At 47.4% G+C, this 19,221-nt stretch carries 14 protein-coding genes; 11 read left to right on the top strand and 3 right to left on the bottom strand.

The genetic code is table 11. The features are described 5' to 3' along the window. Positions 1 to 127 precede the first annotated feature (127 nt). Positions 128 to 502: a MerR family transcriptional regulator gene (locus RIN67_RS00250; protein ID WP_265000185.1), complete on the bottom strand. Its 375-nt coding sequence runs from the start codon at positions 500 to 502 to the stop codon at positions 128 to 130. A 92-nt stretch (positions 503 to 594) separates the two neighbouring features. Here RIN67_RS00250 and RIN67_RS00255 point away from each other — a divergent pair, with 92 nt between their 5' ends. The 10 genes from RIN67_RS00255 (at position 595) to pglX (RIN67_RS00300) (ending at position 13,238) form a co-directional block, all read left to right on the top strand. Continuing rightward, a complete protein-coding gene (locus tag RIN67_RS00255; RefSeq protein WP_265000200.1) occupies positions 595 to 1,602 on the top strand; it encodes an aldo/keto reductase in 1,008 nt (335 codons plus the stop codon). 19 nt (positions 1,603 to 1,621) lie between these two features. Further along, positions 1,622 to 2,260 (top strand): nitroreductase, encoded by a 639-nt coding sequence (locus RIN67_RS00260; protein WP_313826111.1) that lies wholly within the window; start codon positions 1,622 to 1,624, stop codon positions 2,258 to 2,260. A 204-nt stretch (positions 2,261 to 2,464) separates the two neighbouring features. Then, a complete protein-coding gene (locus tag RIN67_RS00265) occupies positions 2,465 to 2,902 on the top strand; it encodes a hypothetical protein (RefSeq protein WP_265000183.1) in 438 nt (145 codons plus the stop codon). A 149-nt stretch (positions 2,903 to 3,051) separates the two neighbouring features. Next, positions 3,052 to 3,546, top strand: a complete 495-nt coding sequence (locus tag RIN67_RS00270; protein ID WP_265000182.1) for a prolyl-tRNA synthetase associated domain-containing protein — start codon at positions 3,052 to 3,054, stop codon at positions 3,544 to 3,546. A gap of 106 nt (positions 3,547 to 3,652) precedes the next feature. Next, a complete protein-coding gene (locus RIN67_RS00275) occupies positions 3,653 to 3,916 on the top strand; it encodes a type II toxin-antitoxin system RelB/DinJ family antitoxin (RefSeq protein ID WP_107739107.1) in 264 nt (87 codons plus the stop codon). A gap of 11 nt (positions 3,917 to 3,927) precedes the next feature. Next, positions 3,928 to 4,179 (top strand): Txe/YoeB family addiction module toxin, encoded by a 252-nt coding sequence (locus tag RIN67_RS00280; protein WP_265000181.1) that lies wholly within the window; start codon positions 3,928 to 3,930, stop codon positions 4,177 to 4,179. Between the two features lie 549 nt (positions 4,180 to 4,728). Next, a complete protein-coding gene (locus RIN67_RS00285) occupies positions 4,729 to 5,322 on the top strand; it encodes a DUF1819 family protein (protein ID WP_265000180.1) in 594 nt (197 codons plus the stop codon). A 2-nt stretch (positions 5,323 to 5,324) separates the two neighbouring features. Further along, a complete protein-coding gene (locus RIN67_RS00290) occupies positions 5,325 to 5,903 on the top strand; it encodes a DUF1788 domain-containing protein (protein ID WP_265000179.1) in 579 nt (192 codons plus the stop codon). Between the two features lie 19 nt (positions 5,904 to 5,922). Continuing rightward, positions 5,923 to 9,579, top strand: coding sequence for a BREX system P-loop protein BrxC (gene brxC, locus RIN67_RS00295; protein WP_265000178.1), 3,657 nt, complete (start codon positions 5,923 to 5,925; stop codon positions 9,577 to 9,579). A gap of 26 nt (positions 9,580 to 9,605) precedes the next feature. Further along, positions 9,606 to 13,238, top strand: a complete 3,633-nt coding sequence (pglX, locus tag RIN67_RS00300; RefSeq protein ID WP_313826110.1) for a BREX-1 system adenine-specific DNA-methyltransferase PglX — start codon at positions 9,606 to 9,608, stop codon at positions 13,236 to 13,238. A 57-nt stretch (positions 13,239 to 13,295) separates the two neighbouring features. On the opposite strand, the gene RIN67_RS00305 is transcribed toward pglX (RIN67_RS00300), so the two are convergent. Next, positions 13,296 to 14,384, bottom strand: coding sequence for a site-specific integrase (locus RIN67_RS00305; RefSeq protein ID WP_265000151.1), 1,089 nt, complete (start codon positions 14,382 to 14,384; stop codon positions 13,296 to 13,298). 53 nt (positions 14,385 to 14,437) lie between these two features. After that, positions 14,438 to 16,489 carry a BREX-1 system adenine-specific DNA-methyltransferase PglX gene (gene pglX / locus RIN67_RS00310; RefSeq protein WP_313872950.1) on the bottom strand — a complete coding sequence of 684 codons (2,052 nt, stop codon included), beginning with the start codon at positions 16,487 to 16,489 and terminating at the stop codon, positions 14,438 to 14,440. Positions 16,490 to 16,554: 65 nt separating this feature from the next. Here pglX (RIN67_RS00310) and pglZ point away from each other — a divergent pair, with 65 nt between their 5' ends. Further along, positions 16,555 to 19,086 carry a BREX-1 system phosphatase PglZ type A gene (pglZ, locus tag RIN67_RS00315; protein ID WP_265000150.1) on the top strand — a complete coding sequence of 844 codons (2,532 nt, stop codon included), beginning with the start codon at positions 16,555 to 16,557 and terminating at the stop codon, positions 19,084 to 19,086. Positions 19,087 to 19,221: the final 135 nt, after the last annotated feature.

Raw genomic sequence — 19,221 nt, forward strand, 5'->3', positions numbered from 1 at the left:
ATAGAACGGCTAGTGACCTGTTATGGATGATTTTTAAACTGACGTTTGTGGTGCCCTGGCAGCTAACGGAACATCTGTTGGTTAGCCTGGTCGTCGGCCGCCGCTTTCGCACGGGAGTTGTTGCGACCTACAGGGAAGCGGGGCTTGCGGCGTCCCGTTGGAGGGCCTGCACGTCCGCAATTTTAACTTGAAGGTGGTCGATCGACCGGGCCAAAGCGGCTTGCCGAGCTCGTGAGACCGCCAGCTGGTGTTGCAGGACCGTTAACCGCTCCGAAATCGTGGTGTTTCCTTGACGGTAGAGGTCTAAAAAGGTCTTCATCTGGGCTAGTGTCATCCCGCACTGCTTAACGCAGAGGATGAAGTCCAGCCGCTCGAGATCGGCTGGCTGGTAGTCGCGGTGGCCGTTGACCCGCGTGATAGGGTCTAAGAGCCCCTGGTCTTCGTAGTAGCGTAAGGTCGAGGGGGTCAGGTGAAATTGTTGGGCGACAGCTTTGATTTGCATGCGAATCACTTCCTTGACTTCCAGTATACTTGAAGGTGTAGGGTAACCTCAAAGATGTTGGTTAGGGTTTACGAAAGGATTTGAGGATGACCATGGAGTTTGCGAAGATTGGACACACGGATATTCAGGTTTCTAAAGTTTGCGTAGGGGCCATGAGCTTTGGCCAGCCGGGGACCATGCACGACTGGACGTTGGACTACCCCACCAGTCGTCAGGTGATTCAGCACGCGTTAGATTTAGGGATTAACTTCTTCGATACCGCGAACGGCTATTCCAAAGGGACCAGTGAAGAATACTTAGGGCGGACGTTCAAGGAAAATCACATTCCGCGCGACCAGGTCGTGTTATCGTCCAAGGTCTACTTCAACCCCGGGCGGTTAGCCAGTGACGCCATCCACCGCGAAATCGATGGGACCTTGCGGCGGTTGGGGACGGATTACTTGGATTTGTACATCATCCACCGGTTTGACTACGACACGCCCATCGAAGAAACCATGGAAGCTTTAAACGATTTGGTTCAAGCCGGAAAGGTGCGGGCCATTGGGGCATCGGCCATGTACGGCTACCAGTTCATGAACATGCAACAGGTGGCGAAGGATCACGGCTGGGCCCAGTTCCAGGCCATGGAGAACCACTATAACCTGTTGTACCGCGAAGACGAACGGGAACTGATGCCGATTTGTCGTCAACAGGGCGTCTCCTTGATGCCGTATAGTCCGCTGGCGGCGGGTCACCTGAGCCACCAGGCTTGGCAAGTCGCTACTAAACGCAGTCAGACCGACCGGGTCGCCATGGGCAAGTACGACCGGACGGAAGCCGAAGACCAACGAATCGTTGACCGGGTCCATGACTTAGCCGAGAAAAAGGGCGTGTCCATGGCTCAGATTGCGTTGGCTTGGCAGTGGGCCCAGGGTGTGATGAGCCCCATCGTGGGGTCGACCAAAGCGGCCCACTTGGATGACGCGGTAGCCGCGCTACAGGTCAAGCTGACGGCTGACGAAATCGCTGACCTGGAGGCCCCGTATCTACCGCACCCCATCGTAGGTGCGATTGACCATAACCCGGCGGCCGGTACCGTTTTAATTGATGAGAAAAAGTAAGCACGAAGGAGTGATTAAATTGACGATTGAACAAGCCCTACACCAGCGACACTCGGTGCGGAAATTTACGGACCAACCCGTCTCCTTAGCGACGGTGCGGGAGATTCTTGCGGCGGCACAGTTGGCGCCTTCTTGGGTGAACTCGCAACCCTACCAGATCCATCTGGCCATGGGCGCGTCGCTCGAACGCGTGCGCCAACAGCAGGCGGCCCAAGAAGCCGCGGGTAAGGCGGGCACCCCGGACTTGCCCGTGATGTCGCGTCAGGATTGGTCCGCACAAGCGCAACGGAACATGGCGGACTGGTCAGCCGGTCTCGGGGATGCGGGCCAGGCTATGGGGGCCACGGCGGCGCAGCTGTACCACGCGCCGGTCGTGCTCTACCTGACACTTCCCAAGGGGTACTCGAACTGGTCGCTATACGACTTAGGATCCCTAGGCAACAGTATCGTATTGGCTGCCACGGATCGGGGGTTAGCATCGATGACCGCCTATCAATTTATTAAATATCCCCAGATGCTCCGCCGGGAATTGGCGATTCCGGCCGATGAAGACATCATCGTGGGTATTGGATTAGGCTATCGCGATGATCAAGCGTTGGTCAACACCATTCGTGCGACCCGGATGTCTCTGGATGAAATTTTAACGGTTCATGATTAAATTTATGGAGTCTGGGACAAACGCCTGGGCTCTTTTGTTCTTGATGATAACGATACGGTTCTGACTAACCGCCTTTGGTCGCACTCTTCCTTTGATTATGACAACTTTAATGAGCAATGGGGTTAAGCATCCCCCGGTCTTCGGGTATAGTAGAGGAGGGCGCCTCACGCGTTGCCCATAAACTTGATTCTGGAGGAGCAGGATATGCAAAAATTAAGTCGGTTCATCGTGGTGGCCCTGACCACGCTAGTCGTGGGTGGGACTGTATCAACGTCCGCCAGTGCCGCTTCCTGGCACCGGGGCGTGCCGAAGACTTTGCGGGGCAAGTACCAAGATAAGCACCAGACGGCTGCACAAGGGTTCCCGGCTCGGTTAATTTTTAGCGCCAAGAAGTTTACCTGGAGTGTGTCGAACATGCCGGTACAGGAACACAGTAAGCTGAAATACAAGAAGTTGCGCGCCCACGTCTACCGCTTGAAGGGGCACGTGGCCAAGCAAGGTATCGTTTTGGCGGGATCGCGCGACTACGTGATCTACCGGAAGGGGAAGACGTTGAAGCTGACGGATTACCAGTCTTACCACCAGATGGGCTTCCGTCACGCCACGGTCGCCAAGCACGTCAGTCACTTTGCGAAGTCGTAATCCGGGGATGTTCCATGTGAAACATGCGTCGTGATGATCAGTTGGGGTCGGTTCGCTGGTGAGCGGAGTGACCCCATTTTGATAGGGTCAGCGTATAATAAGGCTAGTAATTGAATGCGGTTACAAACGGCATGAAAGGAAGTTTTACCATGGACCCAGCAGCACAAGTGACCCAGACTTTGGACCAGATGGGGATTACCTACCAGCTGGTTCGGCACCCGGTGGCGACCACCACGGCGGAAGCCGACCACTACATCGAAGGCATTGCGGGGGTGCGGACCAAGACCATGTTTTTGACCAACCAGAAAAAGACAGCTGATTATCTGGTGATCATGGGCGACCAGCAACGGTTAGACTTTCACCGGTTCCAGGAGCTGACGGGGGCTAAACGGCCGAAGATGGCGTCAGATGCCCGGTTGGCCGCCAAGTTAGGACTCCAGCCGGGCATCGTGTCCATCTTTGGTTTGTTGAATAATGCCGACCATGACGTCCAGGTCTACTTTGACCAGGCCATCATGGACCAGGATCGGATGAGCTTTCATCCCAATAGCAACACCAGCACCATCTTTGTGGCCACAGAGGATCTGTTGCAGTTCCTGAAGGCGTTGAAGTATGACTACCAGGTGATTGATTTAACGGAATAACGATGAGGTTTAAGAGCGGTTAGAGTTAATGTACTTTTGTAAAATATAAGTCTAATAGCCATACATTGTCATTACATCGTGTTACAATGGCGGTGAGGTGAAGATGATGTTAGATACTAAGAAGAAAGTTTCCATTTCGGTTAAAACCAGTTTGGCTGATAAGGAAAGGGCTGCTAAATTATTTGATGATTTGGGACTTAATCTTTCCACGGCAATTAACATCTTTATTAAGAAGAGCCTTCTTGAAGGAGGTCTCCCATTTGAGGTGAAAGATTCATTCTATAGTGAAGCCAATCAGGCGGAATTAAATCGGCGCTTTAAAGCAATCTCAAAAAATCAAAATGTGCGTGCTCACAAGCTGATTGATTAGGGTGGTTAGGCATGTCGGTTAAGTTTTTAGATGAAGCTTGGGAAGAATACGTTGCTTGGCAAGACGAAGACCATAAAACTTTAAAACGGATTAATCAATTGATTAAATCAATTCAGCGAGATGGATTAGAGCCAGGGTTAGGTAAACCGGAGCGATTAAAGTATCAAGCTGGCTGGTCAAGGATAATTAATCAACAAGATTGGTTGGTTTATACAGTTAACGCTGGACAATTGGTTATTGTAGCCTGTAAGAATCATTACTGAGTATTTTGAGGACAGATGTCTTGGTAATCGTGATTATGTTGAGCGACTATTTAGCAAGTGAAGCCAATTTGTACTAGGTTTGGCGATAGTGGCGAATTGTTTGCTTGATAAGTAACTGGTTAAAATACTTGGAGACTTGGAAAGGTACTGTCGGCAAGTTCATAGGGTTATTTAATTGGAAAGCTAAAAGAGACGCTCAATTAAGGGCGTCTCTTTTGCCGTCATATACGTTGTAACTTCCATATTGATGGCCCCTTTACACTGGTGGTTTGGTTATAGGTCTACTGTCTGGTAGGATTACTTACCAGCCTATCTAGTTGGGATGTTTGGTGGGGAATCTTTATGTGAGCCTTTTTCGTAAAAGTATTCCACAACCCTAGACGATACCGATATAGCTTACTAAAATAGTGATAATATGTTTTTTCGCCAAAATACAAAATATCAAATAGAAAAAACGCATTTAGCCTTAACAAGTTATCGCGCCTGCCGCCATTCTTCTATATACTGAGAAAAGGCTAGCTAGGCGATCATTAGAAAGTAGGAGAGCTCATGCCACAGTATAGTGCTACGCTTATTGGTTACTCGTTTTGGTTTCGTGAATTTAGTCAGTATTTGGCGTTGCTCGATCAAGGGGTAAGCCCGACTGAGATTCGTGAGATGGGGGTTGAGGATAATTACTTCCAGGAGCCGACCACATCGCGAGCTGTGAAGATGTTACAGTCAATTCAGCGGCGGGTAGAAACGCTAGATGCTGATTATCGGGATCTTTTTCCGCAATTGGATCTGGCGAACCAAAAGCTGTTGAATTTGCTAACGGTCATGTTTTCAGACCCGTTGTTTAACGACTTTATGTATGACGTGTACCGAAGTGAACTGTTATTAGGGGACGCTAAGCTACATGCGTACGAGGTCGAAGCCTTCTTTAACCAAAAGCAATTGGAGAATCCTCAAATTGCTCACTGGACTTTACAAACCGTGCACCGTTTAGCGTCGGCCTTTCAGAGTTTCTTGCGGGAAGCGGGATTGCTGGAAAATCACGGGGATTACGATGCAGTCCAGCGGGCGTTACTGGATACGCGACTAATGATGTTACTACGTGCTAAACATGCTAATCGCGAACTGGCCTCACTATTAGGGAGATAATTATGACTGATACAGTTACTAAATTGAAACATCTACGCCAAAGACTTCAGGATCCTGACTTTCAGCAGAGTCGGGGACTATCCAACGAAGTTCCTTACTACATCTTAGCGTTTAATCCGGCAGACCAGCCACTGGTGACGGAAGAAATTAGTCAGATACGGCGGCAAGTGACCCGCGAGACGGCCGGGGTGGACATTGTGGAATTTAACCTTTACCAGATCATGTGGCACTTACTAGCAGACATGGGGATTGCGGATGACGTTGTGACTATGGAAGAGACGGATGGGCTAGATTATTTAACAGAGCAGTTGAACAATGCACTGGAAATGACCAGTCTCAATAATCCGTTCGTGACCTACATGCAAGAACGGATTCCGAATGATCAAACCATTGTTTTTGTTACGGGAATTGGTGAGATTTTTCCGTTAATCCGAGCGCATAAGGTGCTAAACACCATGCATCAAGTCATCACGAACGTACCCGTGATTTTCTTTTATCCGGGTGTGTATGACAGTCTAAGTCTCACCATGTTTGGTGAATCGAAAGAGGATAATTACTACCGGGCGTTTCAGCTAAATTAAGAAAGGGGAGGGGCTGACCATGAAAATCAAAGACATTTTCGCCAAGTCTATCGACCGAGATATCAAGGGTGTTATTACGATTGGCGATGAACAGGATGCCAACGTTAAACAAGAGCTAGAAGAATACGTCGTGACCAAGGAGTTGCGGACTCACTTCAAAGATTTCTTTGCAGCTTACGCGAATGGTATTAATCACGAGACCACTAAGATGGGGGTGTGGATTTCCGGCTTCTTTGGGTCTGGGAAATCGCATTTCTTAAAGATTTTAGCCTACATATTAGAGAACCGTGAAGTTGCGGGGAAACGGGCGCTAGATTACTTTGTTGATGACCAGAAGATTAGCGACGCGGAGACGTTGGCCAATATGCGATTGGCGACAACGGTGCCGAACGAGGTCATGCTATTTAACATTGATTCCAAGGCTAAAAACGGCAACAAGTCACAGAAAGACGCCATTTTGAACGTCTTTTTGCAGGTTTTCAACGAGCAGTTGGGCCTGTTTGGGGCGGACTTCTGGATTGCCGATATGGAACGGGACCTAATTGCTCAGGGAAAGTATGCCGAGTTTCAAGCGAAGTTTCAGGAATTGGACCGACAACACCGCGACTGGAAAACAGCGCGCAATGCCTATGCCTTTTTGAAGGGGACGATTCGGAATACGCTGGTGGCCATCGACTTCATGACGCCGGAGGACGCTGACGGGTTCATTGATCAGCTGCGGACGGAATACCCCGTTAGTGTCGAAAGCTTTGCTAAGTTGGTCAATGACTACATCGAATCTAAGGGCCCCAACTACCATATGGCCTTTCTGGTGGATGAAGTGGGCCAGTACATTGGGGGTAGCCAGCAACGCATGCTGAACCTACAAAGTATTGTCGAAGACTTAGGGACCTACACTCGAGGTAAGGCTTGGGTGATTGTCACCAGCCAACAAGCCATTGATCAGGTGACGGACCACTTAAATGGTCAGGATTTCTCGAAGATTCAGGGCCGCTTCAATACCCGAATTGCGATGTCGTCAGCTAACGTTGACGAGGTGATTCAGAAGCGGTTATTGGCGAAAACGACGGCGAGTCATCATTTACTGGAAGAAACCTTTAATGAACACCAACACGCGATTAATAACCTAATTAGCTTTGATGGGAAAGAGGAACGGAAACGTTACGATGATGCGCAGTCTTTTGCAGACCTTTACCCGTTCGTGCCGTACCAGATTTTCTTATTACAGGATACGTTGACGGCCATCCGGGAAAACGGCTCGGATGGGAAACATTTAGCGAACGGAGAACGGTCGATGCTTGCGGTCTTCCAGGAGTCCGCACAACGGATGGAGGACCACGATACCCGTGCGCTTATCCCCTTCAGCCTATTTTTCCAAGGCCTAAGTCACTTCTTAGATCACACGCATATGATTGTGATTCAGCGGGCACAAAGTAACGAGTTGATTAATCCGAATAATGAAGAGCACCCGTTTGCGGTCCAGGTCTTAGAGACGCTGTTTATGGTCAAATACGTCCAGGACTTTGACGCTACGTTGAACAACCTGGTGACGTTGATGATTGATTCCATCGATACGGACCGCATTGACCTAGAGAAACGGGTGAAGGATGCCTTACGACTGCTGCAAGAACAAAATATCGTGGAAAAAACTACCAGTGGCTATGAGTTCTTGACGGATGCAGAACAGGACATCAGTAAGCAGATTCGTAAACAAACTGTGGACGGTAGTGAGGTTTCGCAGGCCATTGGGAACTTCCTGTTTAGCCCAACCATGATTTCGCGTCGGTACACCTACCCGAAGTTAAAGCAGCAATACAACTTTACGTTTAATCAGTGGGTCGATGACCGGCCGATTGGCCAAATCAATCCGGGGATGGGCTTAAAGCTGGTGACGCCGGAGAGTGAAGCGAACCGCACTGACGTGGTTCTTCGACAACTATCCAGTGTTCCCGAGCAGCCACAGATTGTTATTGATTTACCGAACGACGCGCAGTACGTCAATGATCAACAGCAAATCTTGAAGATTGAACGGTTCATCTTGAATCCTAAGGAACAAGCGAAAGATGCGCGGTCGCAGCAGATCATTGATGTCAAGAAGATGGAACTGAACACTTTAAAGGAACGGTTGGCCAAGGAGTTAGCAGAAGCGCTTCAAGCGGCGGATGTCTATGTCCAGGGGGAGAAATTCCCGGCATCTAAAAAGGATTTCTTCACACAATTGGCACAAGCTCAGGAACAATTGGTGAGTGAAGTCTACCGTAATCTCAGCTACATTGATGTGGTTAAGCAGGAAAACGATGTGGTGGCCCTCTTTAAGCCGGACGCCGAATTAGTCACAACGGATGAAAACCAACAGGCGCTCCAAGCGGTCTTGGGACGGGTCAATTACGCTTGTAGCGAAGGCCACACCAAGGTCGCTTACAAGACCGTTTTGGACCGGTTTAAAGGCATTCCCTATGGTTATCGTGAATTAGACATGGCTTGGCTAGTGGCGAAACTTTTCGCTGATTCGAAGCTAAAAGTTTACGTAAACGGTGAGCAACTTAATCTACGAGATCATTATTCGGCCAACGAATTTGCCAACTTCTTCTTGAAACGTAAATTGATATCCGCGGTCCAACTGGAACCGCGGCAGGCGATTAGTCCACTAAAGAAGCGGGCTCTAAAGAACGTCGCCCAAGAGGTCTTCAATAAGCGGGTCTTTAGTGACGATGAGGATGATACCCTAGTCAATGAACTCCAAGATCGGCTGCAAGACGAACATCGGACGCTGGACTTGTACTTGAAACAGCCGACGTATTATCCAGGACGGAATTTTCTTGAAACGGGCCAACGGCTGATTCAAGCACTGCTGGCTCAGAACGACCCTGAGCGTTTCTATGATTTGATTGCTCAAAAGGAAGACGACCTTCTTGACTGGCATGAAGATATGCTTGAATTTGGGATTACCGAGTTCTATCAAAATGACACGCAACAGGAAATCTGGCGGGCTGCCCAAAACAAGATGACCATCTATGAAAATTCGGTTGATTTCTTGGTAGGGACCGAACTTAAGCGGGTGAGCGGTCAGATTCAGAAGATTATGACGTCTAACCGTCCTGAGGGGAAAGTGCAGGAGCTGAAGTCCCTGAACGAAACCTTCAATGCGGCTTATACCCAGGAATTTGATACGAGGCTCACGGAGGTTCAGGTGTTCGTGCAGACCGAAGAGAAGACCGCTAAGCGGTATAGTCAGGAACAGGGTGTGGCGGATCAATATGATGAAAACATTTCGCGTGAATTTGCGACAATTCTGAATAAGGCGGAGCAGGCAAGTTCACTGAATGACTTAGTCATCAATAAACAATTGGCGATTTCGCGTCGGCAGCAGGTGATTCGCGACATTGACCAAACGGTAGATCGGTTACGACGTGAGCAACAGGCGCAACAACGGACTAAGACAGTACCGGTGGATCAACCGACAAATGATTCAACAACTAATACGGTAACGCCACCCGCCACCCCAGCGAAATCAGCGCCTGTGGCACCCAAAGAAGTACCCGTTCAGGCATTAGGGATCGAACAGACTTGGCAACTGAAAGATTCAGGAGACGTTGATGCCTACGTAGAACGCTTGCGACAGGAACTCCTGACGAAGTTGAAGGAAAACGGTGGCAAGATTAACTTTACCTTGTAAAGTGACGGAGAAACGAGAGGATACGAATGGATAAAACGGCAATCAAGAAGTTTGCGGTGGCAGCTCGTCGTGACTTGATCGAACAAATTAAGTTAAAGGCTCGCGCCGTGGGAATTACGACAGAAGGCCCCCAAGAAAAGGCAGCCACATCGACTCACGAAATTGAATATTACCAGTTAGGGAATATGGATGAGCAGCATGCCATTACAGGTAAGGACATCGTTAAGCGCCAGGAACTGGCTACGGAGCTTCAGCAACGTGCCCAGAAAACTACGATGGCAGCGGCATTTAACGACTTGGTCGAGGAAGTGGCGTATACCTGGTTTAATCGAATCATTGCGATTCGCTTCATGGAAGTTAATGGGTACCTGCCGAGTCGCACCCGGGTCTTGTCAAGCACGCTGGACCGTAACGAACCAGATATCATGGTCGTAGCTATGGCCCGTCCGGACGATTTAAACGATTCGTTGGGGGGCTTCAGTGACGCTGAGAAGCGGCTAATTGACCGCGCTCGGGAAACGGAACAGCCCACGGACATGGATGCGTTGTACCGCATGCTCTTTATCAAGCAGGCCAACGCCTTGAACCAGAATTTACCGTATTTGTTCGAACCAACGGACGATTACGCCGAATTATTGTTCACGCCCAGCTATAACGACGGTGTCATCCGTCATCTGATCGAAGACGTCGATGAAGCCGACTTCGACGTAACTCAAGGCGGTCAGGTCGAGATTATTGGGTGGTTGTATCAGTATTACAATACGGAACCTAAAGAAAAAGCTATCGGTAGTCCCAAGTCACATAAATTTAGAGATACCGAAATTGCATCGGCAACACAGATTTTTACCCCTGACTGGATTGTTAAGTATATGGTTGAGAACTCCCTCGGTAAGCTATGGATAAAAAGCTTAAAACAAAAAGGAACTGACCTTTCCGAAGGAGAAATCGCTAGTTCGTTTGGTTGGCAATACTACATGGTAGATGCTCAGCAAGATAGTGCAGTGTTATCAAAACTAGCTCGGTTCGATGAGCCCTTGGCTTCATTAGATGTGAAAGACATCCGGTTGATTGACCCATCTATGGGGTCTGGGCATATTTTGGTATACGCTTTTGATGTGTTGGAAACTATCTACGAGTCTGAGGGTTATTCCAAACGTGAAGCTGCTCAGATGATTTTAGAAAATAATTTATGCGGGCTAGATATAGATACACGGGCTTTTCAGCTATCGTACTTTGCAGTAATGATGAAGGCTCGTCAATATAATCGGCATGCGCTAACGCGATTACAACCAAAACACATTTTTGATGTTCCTGGATTAGGCGAATATACGCCTGCTGATTTTGATGTTTTTTTGAATCAACTATCACCCGAATCTCGTAAATTAGCTCAACAATTTCTACGAGTATTTGATCATGGAAATGAGTTAGGATCATTAATTCGTATTCCAATAAATGAAAATAGCGAGCAACTGGTTACAGAAGTTGAATCACTGGACTCTGGTCAACTATCCTTTGAATTAATCCCATTAGTCGAAATCTTCAAAAATATTTTAGATGTTGTTCAGGTCCTTCATACCCAGTACCAAATTGTTATTACGAACCCACCATACATGGGATCTTCACGCATGAATGCGGTATTGTCGAAATTTGCTAAGAAAAACTTTCCAAATTCTAAATCGGATTTATTTTCAATGTTTATCGAGCGATGGAACAAAGCATTGCTTCCGGGTGGCTACAATGCAATGGTCACCATGCAATCTTGGATGTTTCTATCTAGTTTTGAGAAAATGCGTCGAGATACCCTCAAGAACTATACAATTTCTAATTTAATGCATATGGAAAATAACGTTATGGGAATTGCATTCGGAACGGCAGTAACCATTTTTCGTAATATTCAACTTGCTAGTTTTTCAGGAACATATCACCAGATTAAAACAGCAGATGTTGCCAAGGGCACTCCGACACATGTTCCCATCTCAGGAAATAGATTTAATCGAACTAACCAAGCGAACTTTACCAAGATTCCGGGGATGCCGATTGCTTACTGGGCTAGTAAAAATTTATTACGTGACTTTGAAGTGGGGACTCGGATGGATGAGTTGGTAACTCCTAAACAAGGGTTAGCAACAGCAAATAATAATCGCTTTTTACGGCAATGGTTTGAAGTGCAGCATTCTCGTATTAACTTCCAGGCTTCTTCCCTAAAGGATGCCGAACAGTCAGGTAAAAAATGGTTCCCATATAATAAAGGTGGTTCCTATCGCAAGTGGTATGGCAATTATGACTATGTCGTGAACTGGGAAGACAACGGCTACGAAATTCGTCACTTTACTGATTCAAAAGGGAAGGTTCGTTCGCGACCACAGAATACAGATTATTACTTTCATGAAGCGATAACTTGGTCTGATATCACCAGTGGATCTATTAGCATGCGTTATAGAAGATACGGTAGCATTCATGATGTTTCTGGAATGTCAGCATTCTCAACCTCTAAAGACCAGTTAATGTATTGCCTAGGCTTATTAAATTCCACTGTTGGAAATTATATTTTTAAAATACTAAATCCGACGATTCATTTTCAAATCGGTAATTTAAAGGCATTCCCAGTAATAGCCACTGACAAGATTGATTTGGACGTAATTACGCAATTAATTATGCTTTCTAGTGTCGACTGGGGTGAGTTTGAGACTTCTTGGGACTTCGGGCGACATCCCCTACTCACTCACATCGCTGATGAACAGCAAAATAAAGTTGCAGGTAAACTTCAGAACGCCTTTCAGTTGTGGCAAGCAGAAGCCCAGAATCGGTTTGACCAACTGAAGGCTAATGAAGAAGCCTTGAACCGTATTTTTATTGATCTTTATGGTTTGAATGATGAGCTCTCACCTGAGGTAGCTGATAAGGACGTTTCAGTTCGTTTAGCGGATGAAACACGGGATATCAAATCATTCTTGTCTTACTTTGTAGGCGTGGTCTTTGGTCGTTACTCGCTGGATGTTCCAGGCCTAGCCTTCGCGGGTGGTCAGTGGGATGATGGAAAATACCAATCGTTCATTCCTAACCAAGATAATTTATTAGTGCTGACAGATGCCGATTACTTCGGTGACTCTCGCGACGTGATTTATCGCTTGCGGGAGTTCCTGACAGCGACGTTCGGTGCGGCCACGGTTGACGAGAATTTGGCCTATATTGCGACTGCTTTGGGTAAGAAGGGGACTTCGCCGGAGGATGTTATTCGGAAGTACTTCGTAGATGACTTCTTCAAAGATCATAATAAGCTTTACCAGAAGCGACCAATTTACTGGGAATTTTCGACCGGTCGAAATAATGGGTTCAAAGCCTTAATGTACTTGCATCGGTACGAAGCCAGCGAATTAGCAATGGTGCGGACGGATTATCTCCATGCCTTGCAGGGAAAGTATGAGACGCGGCTAGAGCAATTGACAGAATTGGCGGCTAACGAACCGGTTATTAGTCAAAAGAAACGGTATGAAAAAGCGCGTAAGCACTTGGACAAACAGTTACAGGAAGTTCAAAAGTACGACGCGCCACTACAACATTTGGCCAGCCAACGGATTGAGTTGGATTTGGATGATGGGGTTCTGGTAAACCATCAGAAACTCCAGGGTGACGAAAAGATTTTAACTAAAATCAAGTAAGCTAAAGACGGGTCTTCCGAGAAGGGAGACCCGTCTTTGTGCCAAAAGATGTGCCAATTATTTCGTGGCTTTTTCCAAGATGGAAATGATGCGATCTTGGTCCTGAGTTTCGAGTTCTTTGATGATGTGCAGGTAGGTTGATTGAGTGGTTGTGATGCTGCTATGACCTAGTCGACGCGACACGGAAAGGACGCTAACGCCTTTATAGAGGAGAATTGAAGCGTGAGTGTGGCGTAGGCCGTGGAAAGTAATTCTAGGAATCTTGAGAGCGTGTAGGACATCGGTTAAGACGTGGTTGATCTCAGCACTAACGAACACGTGGCCCTGCGGAGTCATGAAGATGGGACGGTGTGGTGTTGCTGGAAAGATACTCAGGTAAGTTTGAAGCTTGTGAGCCGTGGTCATATCGATGGTAATCTCTCGTATTGATGATGGTGTTTTGGTTTTCATGAACCCGGTCTTGTATTTGTAGTCCCAGGCCTTATTGACGCTGATTTTTCGGTGCTGAAAGTCAATATCCTGTGGGGTTAAGCCGACAACTTCGCCGTAACGCATCCCGGTAACGGCTGCGAGGTAGATGATCATTTCCTCGATTTTAGTGGGCGATAGGTGGGTGATGAGCCGCTGCCAGTCCCGATAACTCAGGACTTTGGGCCTCTTAGGCCGTTCAACGCCAGTTACTACAGCCTTACGAGTGGGGTCGGAAATAATGATTTTCTCATCCAGCGCTTCAAGAACGCAGGCCCGTAGCTGTTTATGAAAACAGGCGACTGTTCGTCGGGCGTGGGTTTGTGCGAATTGATTGAGTTTCTCTTGATAGATGAGCTTGGTTAGGTCTTTTAGTTTTAAGTTGCCGAAGAGCTCGGCGGCGTGCTTAGCAGTATTTTGGTACTTGCTGTAGGTAATGGGGGTTACGGCTCCCTGCTTATAGACTTTAATCCACCGGCGATAGTACGAGACTAGGGACTCATTACCCGATTGAACAGTCGTGAGGTTGGGATGCTCCGCCTGCATCTTACTGGCTGCTAAGATAGCATCAGACTTGAGTAAAAAGCCAGATTTACGTAACTTTTTGTAGTGACCGTCAATATCCTTATAGGAAATTTCATATTGCCAGGCATTACCGCGTTTTCGATAACTAACCATGTGTTTTCCCTCCGTTTACTGAATAAGTTGGCACAATTTTGTCACAAGCTAACTTATACACCAATGGGGGAGCGACAGTGTGCGAGCTGTTCATCAGCGATGTGAGCGAGTAATGGATGCACTTCAAAATCCCATGACGTTTCAAAAGAGTCCCAATCGCACTTTGTCTCTTTGATGTTTACACTCACCATACGGTCAAGATCATTGTTTTGAGAAACGGCAAAGGGCAGTTTTTGTATTTGACCTAACCGGTAATCTAAAGTCGGAGAAATAAAGGACAATAAGTACTCTGAGACTTTCGAATTCAAAAATGCTAGGACATACATATAAGACTCATGAGAAATGCTAAACATCATCGGTCCCTTGGAATCAAAAAAAGATTGATGAACTGTATACCTAAATGACGGCTTCCCAGATGATATAGCTGACCAGGTGATACCAACACTATTTTGGAATGGTAGGTTTCTGATGTTGGATTTTGGCATTGCTTTCATTTCCTTACCGTTATCCCGCCAGTCTACGTAATATTCATTATTTCCATACCATTTTCTATAAGATCCGCCTTTCTGGTAAGGATACCATCCTGGACTATTGTGTTTTATTTCATACCAGAATCTTAAAAAACGAGAATTATTGCCTGTTCCTAAGCCTTCCTTCCCACGAAATTTTGAGTCTAGCGTTTCTATTTTAAAAAGATTAAAAACATCTCTGGTTGCCCAGTAAGCAATCGGCATCCCCGGAATCTTGGTAAAGTTCGCTTGGTTAGTTCGATAAAGGTAGTCGATGTCGGGGTTAGCAATGGCCTCCAATACCTTGTCACGCTGCACTGCCATCCCGCCTTTAAAGGCGGAGAGTCGCAAGTAAGTGCCTGGTTGCGTAGCTACGACGTTCTTCAAAACAAAGGTGTTGATTGGCACCGTAGCTTCTTCGAATGCGGAGTATTCCATTTGAATCAGACTATCGATTTGCTGGTGATCAATCAAGTATCGTCTGAGTTTTTCATAGGTTTTGATGAACATCCAGACAAAGGGCGTCATGAAGGCCGAATAGCCCCCTACTGTGACAAGCTGGCTGTTGCGATAGATAAATACTGAGAATAGGTCACTTGCGTAATCAGTGTAATAGCGTTTAACATACTTTTTCAACGCTTTATCCATCTTGTTCATGTAAGGTGGATTTGTCACTGCCACATCATAATGACGAGTCATCACCTGAGCAATTGTAAGCGTCCGTAAGAGTAAAGCCTGGTCATTACGAAGGTTAAAGACATCCAAATCGTCGATTGTGACGTCCTTGACCGCTTGAATTAGTGCATCCCAATCGTAGTTCTGTTCATCTAGATTGATGATGGAACCCAATTCACGGGCATTACTAAACTGCGAAACAACGTCCTGTAGTGCAACACCTGTTTCACCAGGAAACTGCGATAAAAAGGCCTCGCTCACAGCGTCTGTATCTTCAAAAACGTACACATGCGGGGTAACTTCTGAGTCCGTGAGAATCCGCCGGTTGTATTGACGTGCCTTCATCATCAGGGCAAAGTAGGCTAACTGATAAGCTCGGCGGTCAATCTCCAGGCCGTACAGGTTCTTCTGTAAAATCAACTTAGCGGCTTCCCGTGATGAGTAACCCTCTTCTAGATAAATTTGCATCAAAACGTCAAATGCATATACCAGAATATGGCCAGATCCCATGGCGTTATCAATAATTTTCAAATCTTCAGGTCGTTTATCATCAGAGATTTGGGCAATTTGACTAGGTAGTTGGTAAGCCAATTTATCTCGCAAGGAGCTATCGGGGTGGCGTTCTAACCAATACTTTCCCAAAGAGTTATCGACCATGTACTTCACGACCCAATCCGTTGTAAACAGTTGCGTCGCCGCTGGAATGTCCTGTTTCTGAACGGGGCCACCACTAATGTTGACGACCTGATTGTGGGGTTCCGTATTGTAATACTGATACAACCACCCAATAATTTCGACCTGGCCACCTTGAGTTACGTCGATGTCGGCCTCATCGACGTCTTCGATCAGATGACGGATGACACCGTCGTTATAGCTGGGCGTGAACGAACAGAATAATTCAAAATCGTGGGTTGTTCGGATGCGTAAGAACGGCTAACATGTAACTAACAATATTTAACCAGCGAGTACCAAAGGGAGCAGAACGCATGGCAGATGTAGACACAGAAAAGATTATTGAAACACTTAAACAACGCTTTGATGAGACCCACCAATTTATCTTTTGGTACGACGAGCATGGTGAATTTCGGGACCAAGTAGATGATATTCAGGCGGGACTTCAGGGCGTGGCCCAGGTGCGGGTCCTGACGCGGGGCCACCAGGTTCAAGTGAAGCGAGAATTGTTAGCCTTAGCCCCTAGTGAACGGGTGCTGATTTATTCGCCAGAGCCGGAACCATCTTTGAATGAAGACCATCTTCGGAATATCGTGCTGTATTCTGGAACCTTTACGGCGGATTCCCTAGAAATTTTACGTAAAGCGTTAGGCTATCCTCAGAGCTTGCGGCCCTTCCTGAAAGACCACCGTAAGTTCTTTGACAGTAAGGAACGACGCCAACGCTTGCAGCATTATGACCTCAAGAGTTATTTGGTAACCCCTGAGTTAGCCATTATGGCGGTTGTCGCAAAGTTAAAACAACCGTTAGTGGACTTCTTCGATATTCTTCAGCTCGTTTTAGGGGCAGGGATGCAGGATAATTCGATTTTGGCAGGTTTTGAGAAATATCAAGTGAGTGGCCGATTTTGGGACGAGGTTCGGTCACGTTTCGGCTATACGGCGGCGACGCCTAACCTCTCAGACTTTATCGTGGGATTGTATCTAACAATTACATATCATCAAATGAAGCGTCCAATGCCGCAACGCTTTGCCAACTTAGATTTTAGCCAGGACTTAGCGAACGTACAGACATTGATGCAACAGTTTGGTAGCCGGCATCAAGATAATACGACGGATATGTTTGGCCAGTTAGCGCATGACGTGTGGCAAGTTGTTCAGGGAGCAACACTGTTTGCGGATGCGGACATCGATGCCGTTGCCCGAGCGGACAGCTTCCCGCAATTTGATGAACAGTTGTTACTGTGGATTCAAGAGCGACTCCAGCTGGGGGATGTCAATGCCCAGTTAAATGGGCGTTCGATTGATCAGGTGACCAAGTGGCGAGTCGACACCACGCACTACGGTCAGCAGTTCAAATCGTTGTATCAGATGATGCGTAAGGCCTGGCACCTAGTTCGCGATGTACGGGTGCAGGCACCGACAAATCAAGCCACACTCGAAGCTATCGAAAACTATGTTCAGTCAGGGTATCGTTTAGACACACGATACCGGCAGTTTGTGTGGGACTACCAACGGAGCCAACTACCAGACGCTTATCGCCCAACTAAGCAGTTGGTTGATGCGCTTTACGTGAATGACTATTTAGCGCCATCGATGACGACTTGGAACCAGAACCTGAATCTAACGACGATTCCAGCGACGCATCAACAACGCAACTTCTATAAGAATCATATTGCGCCGGAAACCAACCGGATTGTGGTCATCATTTCCGATGCGTTTCGATTTGAGGCGGCTAAGGAATTGGAAAAGCAACTGCGTAAGTCCGATCAAGTTACGGGGCTCAAGATGGATTACCTAGTTACGGGCCTACCATCGGTGACTTATATGGGGATGCCAGCGATGTTGCCCCATCATGACCTAACGCTGGAAGAGAAGACCTTGTTGGTAGATGGTCAACCGGCCGTTAATCGTGAGCAGCGGCAACGAATTCTTCAGGCACAGAATCCAGCGAGCGCTGCTTACGCGTTAGACGATTTGAAGGATGCCCCATCGGCTGAAATCCGAGAAAAGTTTGCCGGCAAGCAAGTGGTTTACATTTATCACAACCAAATTGATACAACGGCCGATAATCTGAAGAGCGAAGATAGTACGTTTCAGGCGACAGCTGAAGCTATTTCCGAAATCCGCTTGCTGATTGGCCGGTTACGAACGGTGAGCATCGCACATATCTTAGTGACGGCCGATCATGGCTATATTTACCGTGATGACCAGTTAGAGGATAGCGATAAGATTGACCTGCAACGGACAGGGAAGGATATTAAATCGCAGCGTTATCTGATTACGGACCGTAACTTCACACTTCCTGGCGTTGATCGTCAGTCACTGGGACAGATTCTAGGGCGGGCGGACGACCGATACGTCTACTATCCCCAAACGGCGAAAACCTTCCGGGCCCCCGGGGGAGCTAACTATGTACACGGTGGCTCCTCGTTGCAGGAAATGGTCGTTCCACTACTGGATGTACGGACCACGACTAGTCGTTCGGAGGCTCATAACGCGCAACTGGAGGTTGTCAACGCGACTAAGCGTATTACGTCGCTGGAAGTGCCCGTCGTGTTGCGGCAATCGGAACCAGTTGGTGCGACTGTGATTCCTACGGCGTATAATCTGTACTTTGTGGATGACCAGGGTCGACACATTTCCGGGTTGGTGACTGTTAACGCGAATAGCCAGTCAATCGAAGTGGAACAGCGTATTCAGCAGACCACCATTGTGTTGGCGGACCGGTACTACGATAAGACCAAGGATTATTACCTGATTATTGAGAACAAACAAGAGCCGACCGATTACCAACGAATTGCCTTCGATATGGATATCGCAAACTTAGATGACTTTGATTTTTAATCCCTAATTGCCAAAAAGACGCCCCAACCGGTTAATCCGGTGAGGCGTCTTTCATTTAGTCGTTTTTTTCCCAAAGGCTACCAATGCCGGTAGGACCAGGCCAGGATACACGCCGCCATGGCCGCTAGCAGGGCA

The sequence above is a fragment of the Levilactobacillus namurensis genome (genome assembly GCF_032197885.1).
GTDB classification, from domain to species: domain Bacteria; phylum Bacillota; class Bacilli; order Lactobacillales; family Lactobacillaceae; genus Levilactobacillus; species Levilactobacillus namurensis_A.

Bases quoted from the DNA above. Each gene is read 5' to 3' on its own strand.
- RIN67_RS00270 (WP_265000182.1), top strand. From the start codon at position 3,052: ATGGACCCAGCAGCACAAGTGACCCAGACTTTGGACCAGATGGGGATT.
- RIN67_RS00285 (WP_265000180.1), top strand. From the start codon at position 4,729: ATGCCACAGTATAGTGCTACGCTTATTGGTTACTCGTTTTGGTTTCGT.
- RIN67_RS00280 (WP_265000181.1), top strand. From the start codon at position 3,928: ATGTCGGTTAAGTTTTTAGATGAAGCTTGGGAAGAATACGTTGCTTGG.
- RIN67_RS00265 (WP_265000183.1), top strand. From the start codon at position 2,465: ATGCAAAAATTAAGTCGGTTCATCGTGGTGGCCCTGACCACGCTAGTC.
- RIN67_RS00255 (WP_265000200.1), top strand. From the start codon at position 595: ATGGAGTTTGCGAAGATTGGACACACGGATATTCAGGTTTCTAAAGTT.
- RIN67_RS00290 (WP_265000179.1), top strand. From the start codon at position 5,325: ATGACTGATACAGTTACTAAATTGAAACATCTACGCCAAAGACTTCAG.
- RIN67_RS00250 (WP_265000185.1), bottom strand. From the start codon at position 502: ATGCAAATCAAAGCTGTCGCCCAACAATTTCACCTGACCCCCTCGACC.
- pglX (WP_313826110.1), top strand. From the start codon at position 9,606: ATGGATAAAACGGCAATCAAGAAGTTTGCGGTGGCAGCTCGTCGTGAC.
- brxC (WP_265000178.1), top strand. From the start codon at position 5,923: ATGAAAATCAAAGACATTTTCGCCAAGTCTATCGACCGAGATATCAAG.
- pglZ (WP_265000150.1), top strand. From the start codon at position 16,555: ATGGCAGATGTAGACACAGAAAAGATTATTGAAACACTTAAACAACGC.
- RIN67_RS00305 (WP_265000151.1), bottom strand. From the start codon at position 14,384: ATGGTTAGTTATCGAAAACGCGGTAATGCCTGGCAATATGAAATTTCC.
- RIN67_RS00275 (WP_107739107.1), top strand. From the start codon at position 3,653: ATGTTAGATACTAAGAAGAAAGTTTCCATTTCGGTTAAAACCAGTTTG.